The organism is Bacillus sp. FSL R5-0593 (assembly GCF_038603755.1).
GTDB classification, from domain to species: Bacteria; Bacillota; Bacilli; order Bacillales; family Bacillaceae; genus Bacillus; species Bacillus velezensis.
The window spans coordinates 2865240-2891552 of the sequence record NZ_CP152011.1; the positions used below are offsets into that span (position 1 = coordinate 2865240).

Here is a 26313-nt window from a genome sequence, read left to right on the forward strand (position 1 = left end):
ATTAATCTTCTTCTTCCTCCGGCCGTCCGAATACTTGATTTGGACTCGGCTGATTCGGCGCGGCATTAGGATTTGCTCCGCCGTAAGGCATAAAATATCCGGCGTTTGCACCCATATTCGGATACGGCTGCACAGGCATATTTGCGTGATGGTGATGTGAACCGTGGTGATGGTGGTGGTGATGATGTGAATCATGGCAGCCGCAATCATCATCCTTATATTTTCCATCATGATGAGGCGCGTTTGCGTAATGTGACGAATATCCGCCGTAATACGGCATTTGACCGTACGGAGCACCGCCGAAACCAGATGCAGAACCATCATAATGCTCTGCATTTTCATGGGCCTGGTTTTCATATTCACCGTAACCCGCATGCGGCCCAAATCCCGGATGATGGAATCCGTACGGTAACGGCATCGGCATGACCGGAAAGCCTCCAAAACCTCCTCCAAAACCGCCGAAACCTCCGCCTACCGGGAAGCACGGATGGCATAGTCCCGAACCCGGCAGCATCGGTGTCACCGGAACCGGACAAGGACAAGGCATGCACGGCATCGGGTAATGCATAAAAGGCGGTTCAACGGCCGGCATATTCGGAAACGGGACATTCGGAATGTTTGGCATGTTCGGCAGATGATAAGCGGCGTTTTCTTCTTCCATCTTTCCGGCTTCAGGCGCCTTTGGCATATTCGGGTAATTCGCGTTTTCCATGTTGATCATTTCCTCCTGTTGTGGAATGTTATTGTCATGCTCTTTTTCTTTCGGCTCGACAAAATGTGTCACCGGTTCCTCCGGCTTAGGAGGCGACCACGGCTGAAACAGCTGATTGGACGGGTAATATTGGTTCATATCAGCTTCCGGCAGCACATTTTCATGCTTTTCAGGGATTGGCGGCACATACGGAATTGACGGCTTTGGTTCTTCCGGTATGGTGTCTTCAATGTCCACAACTGATTTCGGTTTTTCTTTGGCATATGGATGCTCATGCTTATGCGCAGACGTTCCGAAGCCGGCCTTAGGTTCTTTTCTGACCGGAACGGCTTCTGAAGGCACCTTTATCTTCATTCCAGGCATAATTAAGTCTGGATTGCTAAGCTGATGATTCAGTTTTTTTAACTCTTCAAGATCAACTCCGTATTTTTCAGCTATTTTCCAGAGCGAATCGCCTTTTTGAACGATATGAATTTTCAACGTTTTCCCCTCCTATGCACAAAACGTGAACGGTACATTTGTCATTACAATACGTTTCTTCACACTATATGCCGATGGACTGGGCATGATGATAAAAAATTTGGGAAGGAGGGGAAATTTTATGATTACGTATGACTCAGCATTCTGTTCAAAGCACGAAGCGCTTCTGTCCGAACCGCTTCCGGAACTTTAATGACACCTTTCGGCTCGCCTTTTTCAAGCTGCTCAAGCGACCACAATAAATGCGGCAGGTCGATTCTGTTCATTGTCAGACACGGACACATATCGGGATTCAATGATTCAATCTGTTTATCCGGATGCGAGTGAATGAGGCGCTGGACAAGATTCATTTCCGTGCCGATCGCCCACTTGCTTCCCGGTTCAGCCTGTTCGATCGTATCAATAATGTATTTGGTAGACCCGCTGTCGTCACTGAGCGAGACCACTTCCCGCGAACATTCCGGATGAACGATAATGCGGATGCCGGAATCCCGCTGCCGCAGCTGAGAAATATTTTCCGCTGTAAACTTTTCGTGTACGGAGCAATGCCCTTTCCAAAGGATAACCTTAATGTTTTCCGGATGGTCAGTAAGCAATCGGTTCTGCACCGGGTCCCATACAGCCATTTCTGTCAGCGGAATGCCGAGGTCATAGGCCGTATTTCTGCCTAAATGCTGATCCGGCAAAAATAAAATTCTCTCTTTTTGTTTAAAAGCCCATTTCAGCACACTCCGGGCATTTGAAGAGGTGACGGTCGCTCCTCCGTGCCGTCCGACGAATGCTTTAATTTCCGCCGTCGAGTTAACATATGTTAACGGAATGATGGTGTTACCGTACAGTTCTTGAAGCTCTTGCCATGCTTTGTCCGTCTGCTGAATATCTGCCATATCAGCCATCGAGCAGCCGGCGCGCATGTCGGGCAAAATGACGGTTTGGTTATCATCAGTCAGCATATCAGCGGTTTCCGCCATAAAATGCACGCCGCAAAACACAATATATTCCGCCTCTTTATTTTTTTCTGCCACTTGAGCAAGCTGCAGGGAGTCACCTGCCGTATCGGCGAATTGTATTACTTCGTCTTTTTGATAGTGATGCCCCGGAATGAACAGGCGCTTTCCGAAAGCCCGTTTAATGGCGGCGACCCGCTTTTCCATTTCTCCTGTGCTCATGTCTTTATAATGGCTCGGCATCATTTCGGCTGATGCAGTTAGCACGTCAAAAATAGACATCTTAAAAATCCCCCTGTTCCGCAGCCTCAACATCCATGCTGATGTCGGCGCTTTTTACTGAATGAGTCAGAAATCCGAGTGAAATATATTGGACGCCCGTTCCTTTATAAGCGGGCAATGTGCCGAGCGTTATGCCTCCGGATGCTTCCGTTTTGATATGGCCCGGTGTCATGCCTGCAAAACGCCGGACGGACTCAGGCGGACAGTTGTCAAACATAATAACGTCTGCACCCGCTTCTATTGCCTCGAGCAGCTGCTGTTCGGATTCGATTTCGACTTCCACCGCAAGCATCTGCCCCGCCGTTTTTCTTGCCCGCTCCACGGCCGCCCTTATCGATCCGCAGGCGGCAATATGATTATCTTTTATCATGATGCCGTCATATAAGCCGAAGCGATGATTAAAGCCGCCTCCGACCCGAACGGCGTATTTTTCCAGCATTCTGAGCCCGGGTGTCGTTTTTCTCGTATCACAAAGCTTGATGGACGGATCATCAAGACGCCTTTTGGCCTCATCCGTCATTGTCGCAATGCCTGACATTCTTTGTATGAGATTCAGAATGACCCGCTCCCCCGTAAGAAGAGCCGCCGCCTGGCCTTCCATTTCAGCGAGCACGTCTCCTTTTTTCATCCGTTCTCCGTCTTTTTTCAGGGAGCGGATGCGGATATCATCGTGTAAAAGCTTCCACCCTTCAAAGATAACGGCTTCTCCGGCAAACACGCCGTCTGTTTTTGCGATGATTCGCGCTTTACATTGCTGATCTGAAAAAATCGCTTGTGACGTCGCATCACCCGTTCCGATATCTTCCTGAAAAAAATGAGTCAGCATTTGTTTCAGCTGCAGAATGTCCATAGTTCCCCAATCCTTTCGTTTTTTCTGATAGCTGTTCCAGATGTTGAATGAATGATTTGTTTTCCGTGCCACTCTTTCTCCGTCCCGGGAAAATCAGCGCGAAAATGAGCGCCCCTGCTTTCTTCCCGAATAAGGGCTGAGGTCACAACAAGTTGCGCAGTCTTCCATAGGCAGGATAGCTCGGCTTGTTCTATTGTGATATCCTTCACATTTATATGACGCACAGATACGTTGTTAAGCCAGGATGCCAGCGCCTGCAGGTTTTCTTTTTCCCTGACGATGCCCGCTCCGGTTGTCATTTTGGCTTGGAGCACATGAAGCGCTGTGTCCGGCACTTGTAAGATGACGTCAGATTTCTTCGGGGTTTTTTTATATCTTCCGTTTAACGGTGTTTGAATGATATGTTCAGCACATCGTTTCCCGCTTGCCAGCGCTTCCAGCAGTGAGTTGCTCGCAAGGCGGTTCGCCCCGTGCAATCCTGTGCAGGCGGTCTCGCCTATGGCGTACAAATCAGGCACGGACGTTTTCCCCCAGGTATCGGCTTTTACTCCGCCCATTAAAAAATGCATTCCGGGTGCTACAGGAACCCCGCTTTCAAGATCAACACCGGCTGTTTGACAAATTTCTGTTATGGTCGGAAAACGTTTCTTAAAATCGGCTATTCGGCTGCAATTTATAAAAACAGGATTTTCTTTCATCATTTCTTCATAAATCGCCCGTGAAACCACATCCCGGGGCGCCAAATCTTCAAGCGCGTGTCTGCCAGCCATGATCCTGCGCCCGAAGCGATCCGCTAAATATCCGCCTTCTCCTCTCACTGCTTCAGAAATCAGGCCGTACACAGTCCCGTTTTTCACAAGGAGGGTCGGGTGGAACTGGGTGAACTCCATATCCGTGATCTCAGCTCCCGCGCGGAAGGCAAGAGCGATGCCGTCTCCCGTTATGGCGGAATCATTTGTGTGATATTGGTACAGACTGCCGCAGCCGCCTGATGCAAGCACTACACAATCCGCTCTTCTGTAAGAAACGGCGCCTGAAGCATCCTTTACGGCAACACCTGCGCATCGTCCGTGTTCAATCAGCAGATCAACAACCGTCTCGTGTTCAATGATCCGTATGCCGTCCCTCACCTGCTGAACCAGAAACTCAACCAACATCCGTCCGGTCGCATCTCCCCCGGCGTGCAGAATTCTCCTTTTGGAATGAGCGCCTTCCCTGCCGAGACAAAACGTCCCGTCCGACTTCGTATCAAAAGGGAAATGGCCTTCTATCAGCCTGTTTATCATGCTCTGTCCGCTTTGCAGCAAATGCCGCACGGCTGTCACGTCATTGTGTCCGCATCCCGCATACAGTGTATCGTTCACATGGGATTCTATCGAGTCATCTTTTGCGTATGAAACAGCAATCCCGCCTTGAGCATAATGCGAATTGCTGTTCGTTACGTTTCTCTTTGTGATGACGGTCACTTGGTATGACGGAGGAAATGAGGAAGCACAGGCAAGGGCCGCCGTCCCCGAACCAATGACGATAATTGTTTTTTCAAACATACATCAACCTCCTGTTACGTTTACACCTGTCTTGACACCTATATTTACACAACGATAAAATAAACTCAAGCTTTTTTTAACATAAACGGATAGGAGACGGGCTGTATGATTTATCTTGATTACGCGGCGGGAGCGCCTTTAAGCAAAGAAGCCGCGAAAGTCTTTCAGCATCTCAGCACAGAGGTATACGGCAATGCAAGCAGCCTTCATGACGCCGGAGGAAGAGCGGCGGACGTGCTGGAATATTGCAGACATTCTGCAGGAAAATTGATCGGCGGAGCGGCAGACGGCATTTACTTTACAAGCGGCGGAACGGAAGCGAACATCCTGGCCGTCCAATCATTGCTGCACGGCCTGCCCGATCACAAAAAACATTTTATTACGACCGCAATGGAACACCATTCGATCCAAAATGCCGCTGCGTTTTTAGCTGACCGTGGAATTGATGTCACCATCATATATCCCGACGAAAACGGCCTTATAACCGAGGACATACTGGCGGCTCATGTCCGTCCTGACACGGGGCTCGTTTCCATACAGCACGCCAATTCAGAAACCGGTCTCATCCAGCCTGTGAATCGTCTGGCCGCTTTTCTTCACCAGAGAAACATTTTGCTGCATTGCGATTGTGTTCAAAGTTTCGGCAAACTGCCGATTGATGCGGATCAGGAGGGAATCGACGCCCTTTCCATCTCCGGTCATAAAGTATACGGCCCGAAAGGCACCGGGGCTGTTTACATTCGGCCCGGTGTCAGCTGGAACCCGGTTTATCCGCATACCGTGCATGAAAACGGGTTCAGGCCCGGTACGGTGAATGTGCCGGCCATCGGCGCTTTTACCGCTGCTGCGGAGTATGCAGTGAAACACATGGAGGAACACCGTGAGCATGCTGACAGGCTGAGGAATTATTTGTATGACCAAATTCGGCGTCAAGGCCTCCCCATTTCATTTTCAGAGGAAGAAACCGGCGGTGAATGCCTGCCCCACATTGTCGGGTGTTTTTTTCACTCCTTTGAAGGACAATATATTATGTTAGAATGTAATCGTAACGATATTTGCATCTCAACCGGGAGCGCATGTTCCGCCGGCAGCCACGGCCCTTCTTCAGCTATGAAGGCGCTGGGAAAAACCGAACGGGAAGCGCGGCAGTTTTTCCGGATCTCATTCGGAAACGAAACAACATGTGAACAGCTCGATATGCTGATACATACATTTACGGCGCTATGGGAGCAAAAGAAAGGAGAATCAGCAATTTGACAGAAGGAACGAAGCTTACTGGGGAGAAAAGACGCGACATGCTGCTTCATTGGCTGAAAGAAGCCGGCTCGCCATTAACAGGAGGCGAATTGGCCAAAAAAGCAAATGTCTCAAGACAGGTGATCGTGCAGGACATATCGCTTTTGAAAGCAAAAAACGAGCCGATTATCGCGACGAGCCAAGGCTACTTATACATCAGCATGAATGCCGGCGGCGAAAAAAATGCCGAACGGATTGTCGCCTGTCTGCACGGCCCGGAGCGGACGGAAGAAGAGCTTGAACTCATTGTCGATGAAGGTGTCACCATAAAGGACGTCATTATTGAACACCCCGTATACGGCGATTTAACCGCCGCCATAAGAGTCAGTACACGGAAAGAAGTCAAACAATTCATGGATCACATTAACTCGACAAATGCCGCTTACCTTTCACAGCTGACCGGAGGCGTGCACCTCCATACGTTAAGCGCCCCGACAAAAGAGCGGATTGACCAAGCCTGCCAAGCGCTGGACGACGCGGGTATTTTAATAAAAGATTAAAAAAAAAGCCCCCTGAAGGGCTTTTTTTATATCGAATAGGATTGATATGTTCCCAGAAGCTTGACCCGGCAGCCGAGGGCTTCCATCTCTTGAACGGCACCGGGAATGAGAACCTGATCCATCGCCTGTTCAATATCAATAATAAAGAAATAGTTGCCGAGACCCGTTTTTGTCGGGCGCGATTCGATCTTTGATAAATTCAGGTTTCTCCATGAAAAAGCGGACAGCACCCTGTGCAGCGCACCTGATTGGTCATCTTGGGGAAGCGTTACCATCATCGTCGTTTTCGGCCGTGAAGACAGTTTCGCATTCACTTCGAATGAGACGTCTTTTTCAGGCGAAAGAATGACAAATCTCGTGTGGTTGTCCTGATAATCCTGAATATCCCGCTTCACGATGCTCAATCCGTATGTAGCGGCGGCCATTTCATTTGCAATCACGCCGATCGGAAGGTCCGAATGCTCACTGACATACTTGGCAGCCGCACCTGTTGACTTCGCATACTCATAAGGAACGGACGAAAAATGCCGGTGAAGAAATTTGTGGCATTGCGCAATCGCATGGGAATGAGAATAAATTTTCTCAAGCTTTTTCCACTCATTTTCTCTCGAAGGGTGAACGAGCAGATGCTGGTGAATCGGCAGCGTCATTTCCCCCACGATCGCAAGAGGCTGCTCATGAATCAAATAGTCAATCGTTAAGTTAACCGAGCCTTCCAGCGCGTTTTCCAAAGGAACAAATGCAAGATCAACTTCTCCCGCAACCGCCGCATCCATGCATGCCGGTATTGTTTGATAAGGTGCTTGTGTCACGCTGTTTTGAAAGCAGGAACTGACTGCTAGATGTGTAAATGTGGCTTCTGGCCCTAAATAACCGACTTTCATGTCTCTTCTCTCCTTACGCGCCTGACCCTAAGATCTCAACTTTTTCTATAAAATCAAATTTTCTCAGTTTATTCATTAACGTATGAATGTTTTCTTCCATTGCGGACGTACTGATTGAGAGCGTGACATTCGCCCTGCCCTGAAGCGGAATCGTCTGGTGAATGGAAAGCACGTTGCTTCCTGAGTCAGCCACCGCCTGCAATAGCTGGGATAACGCGCCTGACCGATCCTCCAAATGAAAGAAAAGTGTGATTATTTGTTCTTTAACCATCGTGTAAAAAGGGAAAACCGCGTCTCGGTATTTGTAAAAAGCGCTTCTGCTTAAATCAACTTTCTGCACGGCATCTGCAACCGATTCAGCCTTTTTTCTGTCGAGCAGCTTTTTGACTTCAAGGGTTTTCCGCATCGCATCAGGCAGAACGTCTTCACGCACTAAATAAAATGTCTCTTCTTTCACCTGCACCCCTCCCTTTTACATCAGAGAGCCTGCATTGCAAGCTCTCCGTTTTTTTAATCAATAAATTCAAATTCAAATTCCAGAAGCCGGATGATATCGCCGTCTTTAGCACCGCGTTCTCTGAGCGCTTCATCAACGCCCATACCGCGCATCTGTCTTGCAAAACGCTTGACGGATTCGTCACGGGAGAAATCAGTCATTTTAAAGAGGCGTTCCAGGCTGTCACCTGAAAGCACAAACGCGCCGTCCGGATCACGGGTAATGTTAAATGGAATTTCTTCATCTTCCATCGTGTACATTACGCGGTTTTCCGCCAGTTCTTCTTCATCATACAGCGGGAATTCAGGCGTTGTTTCCAGCTGGTTGGCGACTTCAAACAGAAGATCGCGGAGCCCTTCTCTCGTCACAGCGCTGATCGGAAAGACAGGGTGATCATCCTGAAGCTTTTCTTTAAACGCTTTAAGATTTTCAGCCGCTTCGGGCATGTCCATTTTATTCGCAACGATAATTTGCGGACGCTCCGTCAGCCGCAGATTATATTCACTGAGCTCCTGATTAATGGTGACATAATCCTCATACGGATCACGGCCTTCCATCGCTGACATGTCAATGACGTGAACGATGACGCGCGTCCGTTCGATATGGCGGAGAAATTGGTGGCCTAAGCCGACTCCTTCGTGCGCTCCTTCAATCAGGCCGGGCAGATCCGCCATGACGAAGCTTCTTCCGTCATCCGTTTCCACCATGCCCAGATTCGGAACAAGCGTTGTAAAATGATAATCGGCGATTTTCGGCTTTGCCGATGAAACGACAGACAGAAGCGTAGATTTTCCGACGCTCGGGAAGCCGACGAGGCCTACGTCTGCAAGCACTTTCAGTTCAAGCACGATATAGCGCTCTTTTCCGGGCTCTCCGTGCTCTGACAGCTGCGGTGCCGGGTTGGCCGGTGTCGCAAAGCGGGTATTTCCGCGTCCGCCGCGTCCGCCTTTTGCGATGACGGCGCGCTGCCCGTGCTCTGTCAGATCGGCAATGACCTGTTTTGTATCGTCATCCGTTACGACTGTGCCGGGCGGAACTTTAACAACCATATCGTCCGCATTTCTGCCGTGCTGGTTTTTAGACATGCCGTGCTCGCCGCGTATCGCTTTGAAATGCCGCTGGTACCGGAAGTCCATGAGCGTGCGCAGTCCTTCATCAACCTCAAAAACGACGTCGCCTCCATTACCTCCGTCACCGCCGGCAGGCCCGCCTTTCGGCACATATTTTTCACGGCGGAACGCAACCATTCCGTTACCGCCGTCGCCGCCTTTTACATATACTTTCACCTGATCTACAAACATAATATCCTCCGTTCTAAACCGTAAAAAACCGCTAGTTCATTCCAATTTCGGCCACACATTCATGGCCGGTCAGCTCAAATTGCATGACATCAAAGTCCTCATGCCGGGATTTGCGAAATTCATCAAACACATCTGCATTTGCAATCGTTCCATGAAAATCGAGATATACAATAAGCTGTCTGTCAGGGTGATCCGTCTGCAGCGATACGGTCAGATGATTTTCACTTTCATTGTTTACCGCCAGACCGAACAGATGAAACAGTTTTCTCATCAGGTTCGACAGCTTTTGATCATATGCCGATAAATCTTTAATTTCTCCGAGCACTTCGTATTCGAGCCTCATATAACGGGACTTCCAATTAAATGTAAGAAAGTCAAACGCCAAGTGCGGGGTTTTCAGGTTTGAGAGCTTTGATTCGTGCTTTGCATCTATGACCATTTCGTCAATAATTTCAACGACCCTGTCATACTTCTGCAAACTTAAGTTTCCTTTTATCAGCTGCAGCTTATTCATCCAATCATGACGGAAATGGCCCATTAATTGGATCAGCTCATTGATCAGAGCCGCATCGCTTACAGGTTCTTCTTGTTTCTTCGATACATCCTTCATTTTCGCACTCCCAATCGTTTAATTTCTTTTTAGGAGTCTTGATAAGTGTGTACTATGAATTATAACAGAGAAGGCTTTGTTAAAAAAACACTTGTTTTTCCTGGTTCATCATGTTCCTTTTTCGGATCGCATACAATGCGGATGCCAGGCAGAAACATTTTTGGTATCACTGCTTGGGGAACATATCCAGTGGGTATGGGAAGCTGATGTCCTCATTCAAGGCGGGGTTCACTCACGCATCCTCTGCTTTTCATTCTTGATGTTACTCCGCTTACTGCAAAAAAAACTCCAGTCAACGACCGGAGTTTTTTGTGTCATTATTGAGCTACAGGATATACGCTCACTTTTTTGCGGTCACGGCCGAAACGTTCGAATTTAACAGTTCCGTCGATTTTAGCAAAAAGAGTGTCATCTCCTCCGCGGCCCACGTTTTCACCTGGGTAGATTTTCGTTCCGCGTTGACGGTAAAGGATAGATCCGCCTGTTACGAATTGACCGTCTGCACGTTTAGCGCCTAAACGTTTAGATTCAGAGTCACGTCCGTTCTTTGTAGAACCTACACCTTTTTTAGAAGCGAAAAACTGAAGATCTAATCTAAGCATGTAACTCACCTCCTATATTTGGTTTGCAGTCAACCGTAAGTGTTCACTGTAATCCCGCTCGATCGTTTCAAGAGAAACAATCATGCCTTCAATCAGCAGCTGCGCTTTTTGCAAAGCTTCCTGATCAGCGGCTTCTGGGAATTCAAAGTAGAAATAACCCCCGTCCTCGCCTATATCAAGAATCGGTTCGAGAGGAGCCAGCGCGATAACCGCATTGACCGCTCCGAAAACGACAGCCGTGACCCCGGCGCATACGAGATCTCGTCCATGTTCAGCAAAATCGGCATGTCCCGTCATTTCAAAGGACAAAATGCCCCCGTCATTCCGGGATCTTCGAATTGTTGCCTCTATCATGCTTACGCGTTGATTTTTTCGATTGTCAATTTAGTATAAGGCTGACGATGACCTTGTTTTTTATGAACATTTTTCTTTGGCTTGTAACGGAAAACAGTGATTTTTTTCGCACGGCCTTGTTTTTCAACTTTAGCTGTAACTGTCGCGCCTGCAACTGTTGGGTTGCCGACTTTCACGCTGTCTCCGCCAACAAACAATACGTCTTCAAACGTCACTGTTTCACCTGCTTCAGCAGCAAGTTTTTCGATGTAAACAGTTTGACCTTCTTCAACTTTGATTTGTTTTCCGCCTGTTTTAATGATTGCGTACATTCTCTGCACCTCCTATTAGACTAAGACTCGCCAGCAACAGGGGGCTTTAAAGCTCTTATCACCTGTCCCGAGCGGTTGTAGCATTGGTGCTACATCCATAACATTAAAAAATATATCAGAACCAAAAGGATATGTCAATCTATTTCTAGTAAGGCAGCAGCAGGTCTTCCATAGAGGAATCTGTCCGTTTATCGGCAAAATACGCATGAAGCACTTCATTTTCATCGAGCTGGCTGAGCTTTTCGCCGGCTTTTTCAACGATAATGGGGTGCTTGCATCCCCGTTTGAATTCGGCCATGACATGCTTTACTTTGGCATCGGCCGCGACCGTCAAAGGATGCAGCATGGCGACATCGCGGTTTTTGCCGTAGTATCTCTCCAAAAGAAACCTCAGCTGAATATAATGCCGCTTCCGGTATTCATCCCATAAAGAAGCGGCGAGAAAGACGAACAGCACCCATGCGCTGACCTGAAGGGGGACGGCCAGCACAATCCAGCAGCAGAGCAAAAGCGCGGAAACGGCCGATGTCTGCAGGCTGAGGAGATGCGCTTTTTGAAAAGCCATTTGTTTAGAGAAGTATAAAAACACGAACTTTCCGCCGTCAAGCGGCCAGATCGGCAAAAGATTGATGAAAAGAATGGAGAGATTATAAAAGGTAAACATCTCAAATGTCTGCTCACTTGCAAAGCCTGACATGAAAAAGAGCCAGGCTGCCGCCTGAAGCCACACATGCTGAAGCGGGCCCGCCAGAATGACCGCGAATTCCTCTTTAAGCGGCCGGTTTCCGTGCTCCTCCACCTCAACCGTCCCGCCGAAAGGGAGCAGAAAGATGCGTTTAATGCGCCACGAAAAAAACACAGCCAGAGCAGCATGCCCCAGCTCATGAACGGATACGACCAGCAAAAGACACAGCAGCGCTTTGATGTGCCCCGTCATAAGACCAAGCCCCATGATAATCCAAAGAAAAGGATGGACATGAATTTTAAAAAGGAGGATGAGCCATTTATTCATCAAATGTGATCACCTGGATCGGATCTATGAATTTATCGCCATCCTGGATCGCGAAATAGTACTGGCCTTTACTTTTATCGTTAAGCTTGATCGAACCGATCTTTTTCCCTTTATCGACAAAGTCGTACAATGAAACATTAACATCTTTTAGCCGGCCGTAAATGCTGCTGGTATTGTCGGCGTGCTGCACCTTCACCGTCAGCCCTGTTTTTTTATCTTTGCTCACTTCCATAATGTAGCCTTCTTTTACGCTGTCAATGGCTTCGCTGGCGGTTTCGACGACGACGCCTTCTCCGTTATTTTGAAAGTCCTGCTGGATTTTCCCCGCGGCAGGAACGGCCATATCCTGACTGACCGCCACCTGACCGTCCTTCTTTTTCGTTCCCGGCGTAAGAAAAGCGAGCGGGTTTCCGAAGGAAGATACGAACCAATTGCTTACGGCAGCAAACTGAAATTCTTTTTGAAAGGTTTGTGCGATCGCCGGTTTGATCTGACTCAGCGGCTGTTTGTCAGTTTTATAGGCAATAGCGGAGATCAGTACGAGACAGGCGGCCAGCAGGCATTTTAAAATAATAGAATGAGCGCTGATCAATGGATGCCGTCCGTTAAATTCGAGCGGGTGTTCCGTTTGATATTCGTAGTCCGGTAGAAGCTTGTGCTTTTCCTGCTCCTTGACCGTCTGCCACGCGGGAAAATTCTGCGTTTGGGCGTTTTGAACGAAAGTCCGTTTTGATTCAGGCCGCTGTTTTCTTCTTTTGGCCAGTCTTTTTCTAATTTCATCAGCTCTGTGACTCATCGCCATCATCCTTTGCAATCGTTGGGTTTGTACATCCTATGTCTTGTCCATTGCAAATATGCGCTCTTGAAAAACAAAAAGACCTGATAAGCTGGGCTTCATCAGATCTTTGTATTCTGGTATATATTATGAACGCACGCCGAAAAATGACTTAATTTTCGCCATCATCCCTTTTTGCTGCTCTTCAAGCACCTGCAAAGGAACGGATTCTCCTAAAATGCGCCGGGCGATATTGCGGTACGCAATGCTGGCGCGGTTTTTGGAATTCATGGCAATCGGTTCGCCGATATTTGAAGCCCTGATCACTTCATCATCGTCAGCAACGATTCCGAGGAGATCAATAGACAGATGATGAACAACTTCATCCACATCCATCGTGTCACCGTTTTTCATCAGGTGATTTCTGATGCGGTTCACGATAAGGCGCGGCGGTTCGATATCTTCCTGCTCCAAAAGTCCGATAATGCGGTCAGCGTCCCGCACCGCTGATATTTCCGGCGTCGTCACAACAATCGCCTTATCAGCTCCGGAGACGGCATTTTTATAGCCTTGTTCAATTCCGGCCGGACAATCAATAATGACATAATCAAATTCCTGCTTAAGCTCCTGCACAAGCGATTTGATCTGCTCAGGGACAACAGCCGTCTTGTCGCTTGTCTGGGCAGCCGGCATTAAATGAAGCAGATCATCAAAACGTTTGTCTTTGACAAGCGCCTGATGCGTCTTGCATCTGCCTTCAATTACATCTACTAAGTCGTAAATAATTCTGTTTTCAAGACCCATTACGACATCAAGGTTGCGCAGTCCGATATCTGTGTCTACCAAACAGACGCGCTTCCCTAAAATGGCTAAGGCGGTACCGAGGTTTGCAGATGTTGTTGTTTTACCTACTCCGCCTTTTCCCGAAGTTATTACGATAGCCTCACCCAATTTCACATTCCTCCCTCAAGCCTTGTTAGATCAGGTCTTAAATGAGCCAATTGCTGAAGGCGTTCAATGACCATATTTCCGTCAGTATCTAAATAAGCACATTCCATGTCGTTCCCTTTTTGAATGTGGTCTGGGGAGCGATTTAACACGTGATTGATCCTCAATTGTGTCGGCATCATTTCTGATGCGGCGATCACAGCCCGGTTATTTCCGTTATAACCCGCGTGGGCAATCCCTTTTAATGAACCGAGAACAAATATATTTCCTCCGGCTCTGATCGTACCGCCGGGATTCACATCTCCGATTAAAAGCAAATCTCCCGTCACGTGAAGCACCTGGCCCGAACGGACGATTTTGGAAACAGAAACAATTTCCTGCTCCTCTTTCATCCGCTGCGCTTCTTCTTTGGCGATGACTTCACTGTCAATTGAATGCACGACTAAATCTTTCTTTGACGCGATCAGATCAGTCAGCTGCTCTGCCTGTTCCTGATACAGATAACGATGCCCGAGTTTAATATGAACACTGATTTTTTGGCCTTTGCCATCAGTATATTGTTCAATCGACAGCATGTTTTGAAGACCATCGAGAAGCTCATCAAAAGAACACGCATCATCCAGATGCAATGTTAAGCCGTTTTTTGTTCCTTTTATTGTTACATATTGCTGCTTTTTGGTCTTCATCAATGTTCACCTCAACAACATACTCTTTTCGTCAAAAAAAGATAAAATCCTTTTTACTCATCTCTTAATTCTTTCTTCAGACTTATATAAAACAGCCTGAAGGGCAGGACTAATATAACGGCTCCCGCAATATTCAGCAAAGCGGTCGGCAAGAACCTCTGAATGACAAAATCATTAAATGTCATTGTGCCGCTGCGGATTAACGTCTGAATGCCGTAGACGTAAAATTCAAGCACACATACGCTCAGCACTGCAACCAGAATGACCATCAGGGCGTTTGTCTGCAGCACTTTAAACGCTTTGGCCGCCAGATAGCATAAACCGGCAAAACCAAACATATAAACGCCTAAAACACCCGTATAATTGATGTCATAAAGAAATCCGAAAATCAAACCGTAGATCACCGCATGCTTTTGGTTGATATAAGCGGACATAAAAATCAGCGCAAGCAAAAGAAAATGCGGAACGACCTGCTGCTCGACGGAAACGAAAGGAAAACGCACCAGATCCGTATAGATGCTTTCCGCACAAAAGACCAAAATCATAATCAAAGGGAGAAGGAAACGTTTCACGATCCTTCCTCCCCTGTTGCTACGCTTCGGTTCACGACGATGACATGGTCAAGATCGTACAGGTCGGCAGCCGGTTTCACGTAAGCGATTTTCGTCAGGCCGTAAGCATCTGATTCTACATCGGTCACTTCCCCGACCGTCAGCCCTTGAGGAAATACGCCGCCCGTTCCGGATGTCTCCACGAGGTCGCCTTTTTTCACTTCACGTTTTTCATCCGGCTCAAGGATGGTCATTTTCAGAGTCTGTTTCTTTTTATCATACCCTTCAATTAAACCGTAGCCTTTGCTTCCCTTTTTGCCGGAGATTTTGGTGGCCACTCTGTTATTGCGGTCAACATCGCTCAGCAGCTGAACGGCGGATGTGAAACTGTTGAGTCCGCTGCTTTTGATCTTCCCGACCAGCGCACCCTTTTCGTTCGTGACAGCCATGTCTTTGGCCACTTTCTGCTTCGTTCCCTTATTGATCATGATCTGCTTGTACCATTGATCAGGGTTTCTGGCGATAACGGTCGCTAAAATCGGATCATAGTCGGAAATTGATTTGACATGTCCGAGTTCATCACGCAGCTTCTTGTTTTCATCTTTGAGTTCTTGGAGCTTCGCTTCATATTGTGTCTGTCCGTCCAGCTTTTGTCTTAAGCGTTCGTTTTCCTTGTACGTGTTTTTCAGGTCTTTTATGTCCCCGAAGAACCCTGCAAAATATTCGGCAGGCGTGTGAAAAATGTTTTGAAATACTCCCGTCGTATCACCGATCAGCTTTTCAGGCCAGGTGGTATTACGGCCGTTCTTCAGCGAGAATCCAATCATAGCCACCAATATGATAATACACAGAAGTAATAGCATTAACCGTTTGTTCGGCATCGTGATACACCTCTTCTATTTAACTCCTGATTATCTTGTTTTTCCTTTGAAAAGATGGATGTGTTCCAGTGCTTTTCCAGTGCCGATCGCAACACAATCCAGCGGATCTTCAGCGATAAGAACAGGCATTTTCGTTTCGTCGCTGATGACTTTGTCGAGATTGCGCAGCAGGGCGCCTCCCCCTGTTAATACAATACCTCTGTCCATAATATCAGCGGCCAGCTCAGGCGGTGTTTTTTCAAGCGTGCTCTTCACCGCGTCAACGATTGAGAGAACTGTATCACGCAGTGCATTTGCAATTTCCGTTCCCGTGATTTCGATCGTTTTCGGCAGACCTGTCAGAAGATCGCGGCCGCGGATTTCCATTGACGCATTTTCTTCACCGGTTTCTGCTGAACCGATTTCCATTTTAATGGCTTCCGCCGTACGGTCACCGATCATCAGATTATATGTTTTTCTGATATAGCTGATGATTGAGTCGTCCATTTCGTCACCGGCTACGCGGATTGACTGAGACGTGACAATGCCGCCTAAAGAAATGATCGCCACTTCAGTTGTTCCGCCGCCGATATCAACGACCATGCTGCCCGTCGGCTCCCATACCGGAAGATTCGCGCCGATTGCTGCCGCAAACGGTTCTTCAATCGGATAAGCGTCACGTGCGCCCGCTTGTCTTGTCGCGTCGATGACCGCCCGTTCTTCAACGGCCGTAATACCTGACGGCACACACACCATAACGTAAGGCTTTCTCGCAAACAATCCTTTATTTTTCACAGCCTGATTAATGTAGTATTTCATCATTGTCGCAGTTGTTTCATAGTCAGCAATAACGCCGTCTTTCATCGGACGGAGCGCAACCACGTTGCCCGGAGTTCTTCCGATCATGTTTTTCGCATCGTTACCGACCGCAACGATTGACTTCGTATCCGTTTGCAGAGCAACGACAGACGGCTCTCTCACTACGATTCCTTTACCCTTAACAAACACAAGCGTATTCGCGGTTCCCAAATCTATACCAAGGTCTCTTGTACCAATTCCGAACATATGTATGTATCTTCCTTTCTTAAAGCAAAAATACCCTAAAGGGAAAAACTCATAAAATCTATTATATCTTAAATCAACGAAAAAAAAAGTGTTACAAATATCCTTTTTCCTTTAAACTCACAAATTTTTTGTCACCAATGACCAAATGATCCAGCAGCTCGATGCCGATTAAATTTCCGCACTCAAAAAGCCGCCTGGTTACCTCTATATCTTCCCTGCTCGGTGTAGGATCTCCTGAAGGATGATTGTGAACGCAAATGAAGGACGCGGCGGATCGTTTGAAAGCTTCTTTAAACACCTCCCGCGGGTGGACAATAGATGAATTCAGACTTCCGATAAAAACGGTGCGTTTATGAATGACTTGATTTTTGGTATTTAAATATAAACAGACAAAATGCTCCTGGGATAAAAAGCGCATATCCTCCATCACATACTTCGCCCCGTCTTCCGGAGAGCGGATGACGCAATGCTCCCCGGCGGATGTCTTATGAATGCGGCTCCCCAGCTCAATTGCGGCAAGAATCTGAACGGCTTTCACCGTGCCGATTCCCGGAATGCTGGAAAGCTCCTGGGCAGAGGCGCCTTTTAACAGTCGCAGCCCGTCAAACGTCCGCAGCAGCCGGTGAGCGAGGTTCATGACGGACTCATGTTTCGTTCCCGTCCGCAGCAGGATGGCGAGCAATTCATTGTTAGAGAGATGTTCGGCTCCGAAGTGCAGAAGCCGCTCTCTCGGTTTTTCTTTTTCGGGGAAATCTCTTAATTTTAACGGCAGATCACGGATGATCAACCCCTCCTTGTTCCCCTTCCCGGTTTGAACATCAAGCTTTTATATTAAATTCTTTCAAGGCTCTCATTGTTTTAGCGACAGGAAGCCCGACGACAGAATAAAAATCACCGTCTATTTTTTTCACTAAAAGCGCGCCTTTTCCTTGGATGCCGTATGCACCTGCTTTATCCATCGGTTCTTTTGTTTCAATGTAGAGCTGTATGTCGTCTTCACTGAGCGGCCAAAACGTCACTTCCGTCGTGTCACAGAACGTTTCTTTCCGGTCATGCGTCTGAATGCTGACCGCCGTAATGACTTGATGGCTTCGGCCGGAAAGCCTCCGCAGCATGTGTGCCGCTTCTTCTCTGTCATGCGGTTTGCCGAGGCACTCGCCGTCTATGCACACCATCGTGTCAGCCCCGATAACGACTGCATCGGGATTTTCGGCCAATACAGCACCGGCTTTTTGCTCGGCCAAACATTGGACGTTTTCTTCCGGCGAAAGGTTTCGATTTAATTTTTCTTCTGTGCGGCTTGCAATAATGCTGTAAGGAATCTGAAGAAGATTAAGGAGTTCTTTTCTTCGCGGAGATTGTGATGCGAGTATTAAGCGTTTTGTCATGATTGTCATCCTTTCAGGGTTTGCTTAAGAAAAAAAGATACTTGTCTATCCTACCAAATCAAACGGGCAACCACAATTTCAGAAAAATAACTTTTTGATGACAAAATAAAAAATCCCGCCGGATGACGGGAAATGAGATACTATTTTACAACACTTAAAAGCTCTTTTTGGGCTTTCCAGCCGGATTCCGAACCCGGCGTTTCCAGTTCTTTCAGCGCTTGAAGGACGGCCTCTTTCTGCTTTTTGTCAGCGGCGTCTGCACCGTCTGCCGCTTTTGCCGCTTCAGCCACTTCTGTTTTTGAAAGATCTTTGCCGGTAATCGCTTTGGCGGAGAGCTCAGATGCCTGTTTAAAAGAGTCTTCCAGTCCTGAATCGACCGCAAAGCTGAGCTCTTTTCCGCCCCAAGCCTCAAAATCATGGTCTATCAGTGTCTGACCCAATTGCTGTGATAAGCTTTTTTCCGCTGCAAGCCCGGCGATCACGTATGTGTATCCGTCTTCTTTTGCCAGAGAGACGGCCGAGTATCCTTTTTCAGTCAGCTGGTCAACAAGCGTTTGCGCTCCTTTTTCTGATGAAAATTTTCCGGCCTGCACCGCATATGTTTTATAGTTTCCCTCTGAAGATTCCGCATCTCCTGTGCCGGCTGTTTCAGATTTGTCTTTAGAAACATCTCCCGCTTTCGCCGTCTGCCCTTGTGAACCTTTGTCAGCTGATGCCGGAGCGGAGGCTTCTTTACTTCCCGACATATTTAAGGCGACAAGGCCGAGCCCGGTGCCTAAAACAGCCGCAACGGCAATTGTCGTGACCGCTTTTTTAACTGGAGAAGACGGCTGCTTTTTTTTCGGAAAATGAGGGCCGTTTTTTTTCTTCTGGTATGGCGGAACGACTTTCGGGTCATCTTCAAATACCTCAGAATTCTTCTCATGATCCCAATTGAAATCTTCTTCTTTCGGATCTTCATGGGATGCGGCGGTCTCCTGCTCCGCCTTTTTTGTTTCTTCCCAATTTGAAAATGTGACGGTTTTCTCCCCGCCTTCTTTCACATCTTCTTGTCCATACATCGTTTCTTCTTGTCCGTTAATGGTTACTTTAAGGGCATTGTTTTTTGCGTTGCTGTGCTTTTTGCTCTTCCTTTTTTTCAACGTCTCTTCCCCCTTGCATTCGTCTTGGCCGTACCTTGAACTGATCATGGTTCACACTTTAGCATAGGCGAAAAAAAAAAGAACAAGACTTTTGTCGTCTTGTCCAAAAAACGTTCGCCAAATTTTTCAAGCCCCGCCTGAAGCGAGCTTGATGTAAAACGAAAACAGCTCTTCACCGTATAAATAACTCAAAGCGCTCCCGGCTGAGATGGCCGGCGCAAACGGAAATGGCTGCTTTTTACCAAGCCTGCCCCGGGCTGCGGCGCACATACCGTATACGGCTCCGATCATAACGGAAAGAAAGAATGCAATGAGCACGAGCTTCACGCCGAGCGTCAGGCCGATCACCCCAAACAGTTTCACATCACCTGCGCCGATGCCTCCTTTACTGACAAACATGATAAAAACAAGCAGAAAAAATCCGCAAACGGCTCCGGCAAACCCTGCATACCATGAATCCAGCGGAGAAAACATACGGCCAGCGATGAAAAGCGGAAGAAAAAACAGCAGAACCTTGTCAGGAATCAGCATATATTGCAGATCCGTCATAGTAACAATCATGAGCAGAGACAGAAATAACAGCGCGACTAACAGTTCTTTTGAGAAACCGAAATGAATGCCTGCAGCCGTGAATAAACACGCCGTCCAGCATTCCGCCGCCGGATACATAACCGACAGCTTCGCACGGCAGTTTCTGCATCTGCCTCTTTGCAGAATATAGGAAACGACGGGCACAAGCTCCCCCCAGGAGAGCGGCAAGCGGCAAAACGAACAGGCTGAACGCGGCGAAATAACCGAGATTCGCAGCGGGATACGGCACGCTGCTGTATAAAAAAAAGAACCGAAAATCAAGCCGAGAAAAAACAGAATCAAAAGCACTCAGACCACACCTTTACTATCAATCTGGCTCAGATTATAGCAAAGAAAAACACCATGACTGAAATGGCTGAAAATATATTTTCAGCATAAAAACACCCGGCAAAACCGTAAAATGGTCTGCCGGGCATCCGAGGGGCTGTCAGATAAGCCGCTTTCTCATTTCTGAAATAAAATATAAGGAGCCGGTAATGATGATGACATCATCCGCCCCGTCTTTTTGTTCTATCCATTCTTTCACACTGTCCGGGTTCTCATCGAAGCTCTTATCCGCTAGACTGCTTGCGTTATAAAGGGCTTCGGCGCTTGAAGCACGCGGAAAGTCAAATGATACAAAGTGAATGGAATCCGCTTCGGTTTCAAGCTTTTTAATCATTTCCTGATACGGTTTGTCTTTTAATGCGCTGAATACGACATGGACGTTTTTACCGGCAAAGCGCTGCCGGATCGTTTCTATCAGCGTTTCAACGCCCTCTTCGTTATGCGCACCGTCCGCAAACACTAAAGGGCGGCTTTGAAGACGTTCAAACCGGCCCGGCCACGATGCTTTTTTCAGGCCGTTTCGCATCGCTTCTTCAGAAATGGCTGCGGCTCCCAGACGATTCACCCATTCAGCGGCCAATATCGCCAATGCCGCATTCTGCCTTTGGTGAATGCCGATCAGCGACGTTTGGATGTTTTCATAGCATTTCGTTTCCGTTTCCAGCGAAAAGCTTTCACCGGACGGAAGCGCCGCTTCATTAAACAGTCTGCACGTTTTATATAGTGACTGATACGGAGCCTGCTTTTTTTCGGCTTCCGCTTCAATGACGCCGAGTGCTTCCGGCTGATTGACGCCCGTAATAACCGGAATGGAATTTTTAATGATACCGGCTTTCTGCCCGGCGATCTCCTCGATGGTATTTCCTAAAATCGCCATATGGTCATGTCCGATACTTGTAATGACCGACAGGAGCGGATTCACAATATTGGTTGAATCAAATGTGCCGCCGAGCCCCGCTTCAAAAATGACAAAATCGATATCAGCCCGCTTCGCAAAATATAAAAATGCACACGCTGTAATGATTTCAAATTCTGTCACCGTTCCGGCATCGGTCTTATCAAGCTCATCGACTATCGGTTTTATGTCATTAACGAGCGTTCTCCATTCCTCATCAGAAATCGGCGTGCCGTTGACGCTGATACGCTCATTAAACGTAATGATGTAAGGCGATGTGAACGTGCCGACTTTATAACCGGCTTCTTGAAGCACGGAACGGATAAAAGCGACGGTTGATCCTTTGCCGTTTGTGCCCGCCACATGAATGGCGCGAATGTTCTTTTCCGGGTGTTCCAGTTTTTCCATCAGCTTTTCCATACGGAGAAGGCCCGGCTTAACGCCGAACTTGAGTCTGCCATGAATCCAGCTGATCGCTTCTTTGTACGTATTAAACAATGAAATCCCCTCTTTTATACGACAAGGCGGTTTCTTAGGAAACCGCCCCGCTGTTTTATCAGCCTTTCAGCTCTGCAATCCGCTGCCGGACAGCTTCGCGTTTTGCCGTGTAGTCTTTCTCTTTTCCGCGTTCTTCTTCAATGACATGCTCAGGAGCTTTTTTAATGAATCCTTCGTTGCCGAGTTTTTTCTGAACGCGTTCGACTTCTTTTGTCAGCTTGTCGAATTCTTTTTGCAGACGGGCGATCTCCTCATCAATGTTAATCAGCCCTTCAAGCGGCAGAATGACTTCCGCTCCGGTGACGACCGCTGTCATCGCTTTGTCTGCCGCAGTGATATCCGTCCCGATTTTCAGCGTGCTCGGATTCGTAAAGCGTTCAACGTAAGAACGGTTCTTGTCAAGGCGGCCGGCAATGTCTTCGGTAGCTGTTTTAATATAAAGCTCAACCTGCTTGCTCATCGGCGTGTTGACTTCGCTCCGGATATTGCGGACAGAACGGATTAATTCAACGAGCAGTTTCATATTCGCCGCTGCCTCTTTATCCGTATGCTCCGGCACCGGAACCGGCCAAGAGCTGATCGTGATTGACTCGCCTTCATGAGGAAGATGCTGCCAGATTTCTTCCGTTAAGAATGGCATAAACGGGTGAAGAAGACGCATCGTCTGGTCAAGCACATATGCCAGAACAGAACGGGTTGTTTTCTTCGCCGCTTCATCTTCCCCGTACAGCGGAAGCTTTGCCATTTCGATATACCAGTCGCACACATCGTCCCAGATAAAGTTGTACAGGTGGCGTCCGACTTCACCGAATTCATAACGATCCGCAAGCTGGGTTACGTCTTCTATCGTTTCATTCAGTCTTGTGAGGATCCACTTATCAGCAACTGATTTTTCACCGGACAGATCAAGCTCGTCATACGTCATGCCGTCCATGTTCATTAATGCAAAACGGGAGGCGTTCCAAATTTTATTTGCGAAATTCCATGTGGATTCCACTTTTTCATAGCTGAAACGGAGATCCTGTCCCGGTGAACTTCCGGTTGCCAGGAAATAGCGCAGGGAATCCGCTCCGTACTTGTCGATGACATCCATCGGGTCCACGCCGTTCCCAAGGGATTTACTCATTTTTCTGCCCTGCTCGTCACGGATTAAGCCGTGAATCAGCACGTCTTTGAACGGACGCTCGCCGGTAAACTCAAGACCTTGGAAAATCATCCGGGATACCCAGAAGAAAATGATGTCATATCCCGTTACGAGAACATCGGTTGAGTAATACCGCTTAAAGTCTTCAGCGTTTTCATCAGGCCAGCCCATTGTAGAAAACGGCCAAAGCGCGGAGCTGAACCATGTATCAAGCACGTCTGAATCCTGTTCCCAATTTTCACTGTCCTTAGGCGCCTCAAGGCCGACGTACACTTCTTTTGTTTCTTTATGATACCAAGCCGGGATGCGATGGCCCCACCACAACTGACGGGAAATACACCAATCACGGATATTTTCCATCCAGTGCAGGTACGTTTTCTCGAACCGGTCAGGAACGAAGTGAACTTTCTCTTCTTTTGACTGAAGGTCAACCGCAGCATCGGCCAGCGGCTGCATTTTGACAAACCATTGTGTGGACAGGTACGGCTCAACAACGGCGCCGCTTCTCTCACTATGTCCGACAGAATGCATATGGTCTTCGATTTTAAAGAGAACACCGGATTCCTGAAGATCATTGACGAGTTTTTTGCGGCATTCAAACCGGTCCATGCCGTTATATTGCAGCGCTTTTTCATTCATTGTTCCGTCTTCATTCATGACGAGAATCCGCTCTAAATTGTGGCGGTTTCCGAGTTCAAAATCATTCGGGTCATGGGCAGGCGTGATTTTAACGGCGCCTGATCCGAATTCCATATCAACATAATCATCGCCGACGATCGGAATTTCGCGGTTTGTAATCGGCAGAATCACCGTTTTGCCGATTAAGTGCTTGTAGCGCTCATCTTCAGGATGAACCGCGACAGCCGTGTCGCCAAGCATCGTTTCCGGACGGGTGGTCGCGATTTCAATTGAGCCTGAACCGTCTGCTAACGGATAGCGCAAATGATAAAACGCGCCCTGTACGTCTTTGTAAATTACTTCAATATCGGATAAAGCCGTTTTTGTGGCAGGGTCCCAGTTGATGATATATTCGCCTCTGTAAATCAAGCCTTTTTTGTACAGCTTGACGAATACTTCCCGCACTGCTTTGTTCAGCCCTTCATCAAGAGTGAAACGTTCGCGCGAATAATCGAGTCCGAGTCCCATCTTGGCCCATTGGCTGCGGATGAAATCAGCATACTCTTCCTTCCACTTCCACGTTTCTTCTAAAAACTTTTCACGGCCGAGATCATAACGGCTTGTGCCCTGTTCGCGGAGTTTCGCTTCGACTTTTGCCTGAGTGGCGATGCCGGCGTGATCCATGCCCGGAAGCCAGAGCACGTCATAGCCCTGCATGCGTTTCATACGCGTAACGATATCTTGCAGCGTCGTATCCCACGCATGTCCGAGGTGCAGCCTGCCCGTCACGTTCGGCGGCGGAATGACGACAGAATATGGCTGTTTCGTTTGATCGCCGCCCGCTTCAAAATATTTTCCTTTCAGCCAAAAATCATAGCGGCCTTTTTCAATCGCAGACGGATCATATTTTGTCGGCATTGTTTGTTCGTTTGTATCCATGATAACCCTCCAGCATGTTTAGAAATGGCTGAGCAACTAAAAAAGAGCCTTCATCCTGATAAAGGACGAAAAGCTCTTTCGCGGTACCACCTTTTTTCATGAACAGATTTGTTCATGCACTTAAACGGATAACGGGTGCGGCCCGAATTTCTCTACTGTATGTTCAAGAAATTATGCTCCCGGGCGACCTTCCAATGAGACAGCATAAGAAGCCTTTCAGCACAGTAGCTTCTCTCTCTTCATGCGTCTTTCTTGTACTCTTCCCGTTCAAAGCAGGTGTATTTATATCAGCTCATGATCTTATTTATTATGTTCTTTATTATAGTAAAAGTGTTTTTGATTCGTCAATCATCTTTTCCAAAAACCGCTGCCGTCATACATAAATGGGCATGCACCCCGCCCTTTCCCTTACATACGATACATAGAAAGGCGAATGTGAGGAGGAATTGCCCGTGAGAAAAAAATTCAATTCTTATTCGCTCCCCCAGTGGGCCAGACAGGTCCGCCTTGTATCCGTGCAAGTCATTATCCCAATTACGATCTTTCAGGGGATCAGGACGATTTTCTTTCCGACGACTTTTGATGTCCTGCTGCTTGCCATCCTGCTGTTTTTAGCGTGCGCCCTGCATTTGGAATGGATATAAAAAAACGAGTCCCGTTATGAAGAGGACTCGTTTTCCGCTTTTATTTTTTTCTCCCGCTCAATCTGATGAACCTTCATGAGAAAAGGCTCAACATTTTTCATCTGCCAAAACGCTCTTAATAATTGCGTGCACTCTTCTTTTTCAGAGCCCCTTTGGCCGGTCTGATACCGTTTCAGCACTTTGTACATGGCGGACGGATAAGCCATATAGCTGAGAAACAGGCTGATTTCCGCTTCACGGAGCGGGAATGATTTGTGATACGTATAAAACCAGTCCAGACACTCCGGGCATGCTTTCGGATAGCTTCTGAACATTCTGGAGTAAAAGCCGAGCAGGTCGTTTTGCGGAGGGCCCAGCGCAGCTTTCTCGAAATTCGTGAAAAAGCCCGATCCCGCATCATTATACAGAAAGTGGCGGCTCGATAAGCTGCCGTGGTTGATCACCGCTCTCGTCTTGTCATGATCCTTTGCTGCGTCAAACCATTCTTCCAGACGTTCCAGAGCAAAATTGACGGCAGAAACCGTTTCTGTAAGATACGTAACAGCCTGCAGTTCAAAAGGTGAAAGATACCACTCTTTTTCCGCCCGGTCGGCGAATTGTTCATAGACAAGCTTATCATTTTCCCAATCTCTTTTCGTTGCTTCATAAAAGCCGCTGATATCTTCAGTCCGGATTTGGATGTCCCGCACAGTCGCGGAGTGGAGCTTCGCGACCTCTTTAAAAAGGTAAACATGTTTTTGGTCCCGTTCCTCTTCCTGATCGTACTGAAGCCAAGGCATTAAATAATAAGAATTCTCCGTCTGTGTTCCCGCAAAAAAATCGCCGGCATACGTGCGGCAGATCGGCACAAATGATCTGTAGCCTTTCTCCTCAATCTCAATCATAAGATCCGTAAATTCACTGCTGCGGGCCGGCTTGAGCTGTTTCAAAGCAAAAATGCCGTAGTTTGAGTAGACCTTCCAAACATGCGGGCTGACAGGCTCAATATACTCAGCCGCCAGCCCGTATTCCTGAAGCACTGATTGGACTGCTTCCATTCCATTCACCACATTTTTACG

Annotated in this window: 28 protein-coding genes and 2 other annotated features; of the genes, 3 read left to right on the plus strand and 25 right to left on the minus strand. The window is 47.7% G+C overall.

Features of this window, described 5'->3' with window-relative positions:
• Position 1: 1 nt before the first annotated feature.
• The 4 genes from safA to nadB all read right to left on the minus strand — a co-directional run bounded on the left by safA (position 2) and on the right by nadB (position 4818).
• Positions 2-1192 (minus strand): SafA/ExsA family spore coat assembly protein, encoded by a 1191-nt coding sequence (safA, locus tag NYE36_RS14155; protein WP_094032213.1) that lies wholly within the window; start codon positions 1190-1192, stop codon positions 2-4.
• A gap of 125 nt (positions 1193-1317) precedes the next feature.
• On the minus strand, positions 1318-2421 hold the full coding sequence (gene nadA, locus NYE36_RS14160) for a quinolinate synthase NadA (protein ID WP_012118097.1): 1104 nt from the start codon (positions 2419-2421) through the stop codon (positions 1318-1320).
• A 1-nt stretch (position 2422) separates the two neighbouring features.
• Positions 2423-3271, minus strand: a complete 849-nt coding sequence (gene nadC / locus NYE36_RS14165; protein WP_265451140.1) for a carboxylating nicotinate-nucleotide diphosphorylase — start codon at positions 3269-3271, stop codon at positions 2423-2425.
• Positions 3253-4818 (minus strand): L-aspartate oxidase, encoded by a 1566-nt coding sequence (gene nadB, locus NYE36_RS14170; protein ID WP_265451139.1) that lies wholly within the window; start codon positions 4816-4818, stop codon positions 3253-3255. Before nadB ends, nadC begins: the two co-directional genes overlap by 19 nt.
• Before the next feature lie 105 nt (positions 4819-4923).
• Here nadB and NYE36_RS14175 point away from each other — a divergent pair, with 105 nt between their 5' ends.
• Together NYE36_RS14175 and NYE36_RS14180 are read left to right on the plus strand one after the other, a co-directional pair.
• Complete coding sequence (locus NYE36_RS14175) at positions 4924-6075, plus strand: IscS subfamily cysteine desulfurase (RefSeq protein ID WP_265451138.1); 1152 nt, start codon at positions 4924-4926, stop codon at positions 6073-6075.
• Entirely contained in the window at positions 6072-6614 is a 543-nt protein-coding gene (locus tag NYE36_RS14180) for a transcription repressor NadR (RefSeq protein ID WP_014418541.1), read from the plus strand. Before NYE36_RS14175 ends, NYE36_RS14180 begins: the two co-directional genes overlap by 4 nt.
• A gap of 26 nt (positions 6615-6640) precedes the next feature.
• On the opposite strand, the gene pheA is transcribed toward NYE36_RS14180, so the two are convergent.
• The 20 genes from pheA to NYE36_RS14280 form a co-directional block, all read right to left on the minus strand.
• Positions 6641-7498, minus strand: a complete 858-nt coding sequence (pheA, locus tag NYE36_RS14185) for a prephenate dehydratase (RefSeq protein ID WP_003152668.1) — start codon at positions 7496-7498, stop codon at positions 6641-6643.
• A 13-nt stretch (positions 7499-7511) separates the two neighbouring features.
• On the minus strand, positions 7512-7955 hold the full coding sequence (gene thrR / locus NYE36_RS14190; RefSeq protein WP_007408173.1) for a transcriptional regulator ThrR: 444 nt from the start codon (positions 7953-7955) through the stop codon (positions 7512-7514).
• Between the two features lie 53 nt (positions 7956-8008).
• On the minus strand, positions 8009-9295 hold the full coding sequence (obgE, locus tag NYE36_RS14195) for a GTPase ObgE (RefSeq protein WP_007408172.1): 1287 nt from the start codon (positions 9293-9295) through the stop codon (positions 8009-8011).
• Between the two features lie 31 nt (positions 9296-9326).
• Positions 9327-9905 (minus strand): sporulation initiation phosphotransferase B, encoded by a 579-nt coding sequence (locus NYE36_RS14200; RefSeq protein ID WP_007408171.1) that lies wholly within the window; start codon positions 9903-9905, stop codon positions 9327-9329.
• A gap of 317 nt (positions 9906-10222) precedes the next feature.
• Positions 10223-10507, minus strand: coding sequence for a 50S ribosomal protein L27 (gene rpmA / locus NYE36_RS14205; protein ID WP_003152662.1), 285 nt, complete (start codon positions 10505-10507; stop codon positions 10223-10225).
• 12 nt (positions 10508-10519) lie between these two features.
• A complete protein-coding gene (locus NYE36_RS14210) occupies positions 10520-10861 on the minus strand; it encodes a ribosomal-processing cysteine protease Prp (RefSeq protein WP_012118103.1) in 342 nt (113 codons plus the stop codon).
• 2 nt (positions 10862-10863) lie between these two features.
• Positions 10864-11172 (minus strand): 50S ribosomal protein L21, encoded by a 309-nt coding sequence (gene rplU, locus NYE36_RS14215; protein WP_003152660.1) that lies wholly within the window; start codon positions 11170-11172, stop codon positions 10864-10866.
• A 13-nt stretch (positions 11173-11185) separates the two neighbouring features.
• Positions 11186-11259: a sequence feature (ribosomal protein L21 leader region), on the minus strand.
• A 58-nt stretch (positions 11260-11317) separates the two neighbouring features.
• Complete coding sequence (locus NYE36_RS14220; RefSeq protein ID WP_007408169.1) at positions 11318-12184, minus strand: M50 family metallopeptidase; 867 nt, start codon at positions 12182-12184, stop codon at positions 11318-11320.
• A complete protein-coding gene (locus NYE36_RS14225; RefSeq protein WP_265451137.1) occupies positions 12177-12980 on the minus strand; it encodes a M23 family metallopeptidase in 804 nt (267 codons plus the stop codon). The genes NYE36_RS14220 and NYE36_RS14225 overlap by 8 nt, the downstream gene beginning before the upstream one ends.
• A 126-nt stretch (positions 12981-13106) precedes the next feature.
• The gene (gene minD, locus NYE36_RS14230) at positions 13107-13910 is read right to left on the minus strand and encodes a septum site-determining protein MinD (RefSeq protein ID WP_016938784.1); all 804 of its coding nucleotides are present in this window, start codon (positions 13908-13910) and stop codon (positions 13107-13109) included.
• 2 nt (positions 13911-13912) lie between these two features.
• Positions 13913-14593 carry a septum site-determining protein MinC gene (gene minC / locus NYE36_RS14235; RefSeq protein ID WP_003152653.1) on the minus strand — a complete coding sequence of 227 codons (681 nt, stop codon included), beginning with the start codon at positions 14591-14593 and terminating at the stop codon, positions 13913-13915.
• A 53-nt stretch (positions 14594-14646) separates the two neighbouring features.
• Entirely contained in the window at positions 14647-15165 is a 519-nt protein-coding gene (gene mreD, locus NYE36_RS14240; protein ID WP_007408167.1) for a rod shape-determining protein MreD, read from the minus strand.
• A complete protein-coding gene (mreC, locus tag NYE36_RS14245) occupies positions 15162-16025 on the minus strand; it encodes a rod shape-determining protein MreC (protein ID WP_007408166.1) in 864 nt (287 codons plus the stop codon). Before mreC ends, mreD begins: the two co-directional genes overlap by 4 nt.
• A 30-nt stretch (positions 16026-16055) precedes the next feature.
• Entirely contained in the window at positions 16056-17069 is a 1014-nt protein-coding gene (gene mreB / locus NYE36_RS14250; RefSeq protein WP_003152647.1) for a cell shape-determining protein MreB, read from the minus strand.
• A 91-nt stretch (positions 17070-17160) separates the two neighbouring features.
• On the minus strand, positions 17161-17856 hold the full coding sequence (radC, locus tag NYE36_RS14255; RefSeq protein WP_007408165.1) for a DNA repair protein RadC: 696 nt from the start codon (positions 17854-17856) through the stop codon (positions 17161-17163).
• A gap of 31 nt (positions 17857-17887) precedes the next feature.
• A complete protein-coding gene (locus NYE36_RS14260; RefSeq protein ID WP_012118105.1) occupies positions 17888-18457 on the minus strand; it encodes a Maf family protein in 570 nt (189 codons plus the stop codon).
• 140 nt (positions 18458-18597) lie between these two features.
• Entirely contained in the window at positions 18598-19599 is a 1002-nt protein-coding gene (locus tag NYE36_RS14265) for an SPOR domain-containing protein (RefSeq protein WP_039254352.1), read from the minus strand.
• Positions 19600-19725: 126 nt separating this feature from the next.
• A complete protein-coding gene (locus NYE36_RS14270; RefSeq protein ID WP_012118107.1) occupies positions 19726-20478 on the minus strand; it encodes an A24 family peptidase in 753 nt (250 codons plus the stop codon).
• A 139-nt stretch (positions 20479-20617) separates the two neighbouring features.
• Positions 20618-21910, minus strand: a complete 1293-nt coding sequence (locus NYE36_RS14275) for a folylpolyglutamate synthase/dihydrofolate synthase family protein (RefSeq protein WP_265451135.1) — start codon at positions 21908-21910, stop codon at positions 20618-20620.
• A gap of 58 nt (positions 21911-21968) precedes the next feature.
• Positions 21969-24611: a valine--tRNA ligase gene (locus NYE36_RS14280; protein WP_265451134.1), complete on the minus strand. Its 2643-nt coding sequence runs from the start codon at positions 24609-24611 to the stop codon at positions 21969-21971.
• A 58-nt stretch (positions 24612-24669) separates the two neighbouring features.
• Positions 24670-24891: a binding site (T-box leader), on the minus strand.
• 172 nt (positions 24892-25063) lie between these two features.
• Between NYE36_RS14280 and NYE36_RS14285 the strand changes: the two genes are divergently transcribed.
• A complete protein-coding gene (locus tag NYE36_RS14285; RefSeq protein ID WP_003152639.1) occupies positions 25064-25255 on the plus strand; it encodes a hypothetical protein in 192 nt (63 codons plus the stop codon).
• Positions 25256-25269: 14 nt separating this feature from the next.
• Here the strand turns inward: NYE36_RS14285 and ysxE are convergent, their stop codons facing one another.
• The gene (gene ysxE, locus NYE36_RS14290; RefSeq protein ID WP_039255075.1) at positions 25270-26292 is read right to left on the minus strand and encodes a spore coat protein YsxE; all 1023 of its coding nucleotides are present in this window, start codon (positions 26290-26292) and stop codon (positions 25270-25272) included.
• Between the last annotated feature and the right edge of the window lie 21 nt (positions 26293-26313).

Excerpts from the sequence above, each read along its gene's own strand:
- NYE36_RS14175 (WP_265451138.1), top strand. The coding sequence starts at position 4,924 with ATGATTTATCTTGATTACGCGGCGGGAGCGCCTTTAAGCAAAGAAGCC.
- nadB (WP_265451139.1), bottom strand. The coding sequence starts at position 4,818 with ATGTTTGAAAAAACAATTATCGTCATTGGTTCGGGGACGGCGGCCCTT.
- nadA (WP_012118097.1), bottom strand. The coding sequence starts at position 2,421 with ATGTCTATTTTTGACGTGCTAACTGCATCAGCCGAAATGATGCCGAGC.
- NYE36_RS14260 (WP_012118105.1), bottom strand. The coding sequence starts at position 18,457 with ATGACAAAACGCTTAATACTCGCATCACAATCTCCGCGAAGAAAAGAA.
- rpmA (WP_003152662.1), bottom strand. The coding sequence starts at position 10,507 with ATGCTTAGATTAGATCTTCAGTTTTTCGCTTCTAAAAAAGGTGTAGGT.
- pheA (WP_003152668.1), bottom strand. The coding sequence starts at position 7,498 with ATGAAAGTCGGTTATTTAGGGCCAGAAGCCACATTTACACATCTAGCA.
- nadC (WP_265451140.1), bottom strand. The coding sequence starts at position 3,271 with ATGGACATTCTGCAGCTGAAACAAATGCTGACTCATTTTTTTCAGGAA.
- minC (WP_003152653.1), bottom strand. The coding sequence starts at position 14,593 with ATGAAGACCAAAAAGCAGCAATATGTAACAATAAAAGGAACAAAAAAC.
- NYE36_RS14280 (WP_265451134.1), bottom strand. The coding sequence starts at position 24,611 with ATGGATACAAACGAACAAACAATGCCGACAAAATATGATCCGTCTGCG.
- mreC (WP_007408166.1), bottom strand. The coding sequence starts at position 16,025 with ATGCCGAACAAACGGTTAATGCTATTACTTCTGTGTATTATCATATTG.
- NYE36_RS14200 (WP_007408171.1), bottom strand. The coding sequence starts at position 9,905 with ATGAAGGATGTATCGAAGAAACAAGAAGAACCTGTAAGCGATGCGGCT.
- obgE (WP_007408172.1), bottom strand. The coding sequence starts at position 9,295 with ATGTTTGTAGATCAGGTGAAAGTATATGTAAAAGGCGGCGACGGCGGT.
- rplU (WP_003152660.1), bottom strand. The coding sequence starts at position 11,172 with ATGTACGCAATCATTAAAACAGGCGGAAAACAAATCAAAGTTGAAGAA.
- NYE36_RS14225 (WP_265451137.1), bottom strand. The coding sequence starts at position 12,980 with ATGAGTCACAGAGCTGATGAAATTAGAAAAAGACTGGCCAAAAGAAGA.
- NYE36_RS14210 (WP_012118103.1), bottom strand. The coding sequence starts at position 10,861 with ATGATAGAGGCAACAATTCGAAGATCCCGGAATGACGGGGGCATTTTG.
- ysxE (WP_039255075.1), bottom strand. The coding sequence starts at position 26,292 with ATGGAAGCAGTCCAATCAGTGCTTCAGGAATACGGGCTGGCGGCTGAG.
- mreB (WP_003152647.1), bottom strand. The coding sequence starts at position 17,069 with ATGTTCGGAATTGGTACAAGAGACCTTGGTATAGATTTGGGAACCGCG.
- NYE36_RS14220 (WP_007408169.1), bottom strand. The coding sequence starts at position 12,184 with ATGAATAAATGGCTCATCCTCCTTTTTAAAATTCATGTCCATCCTTTT.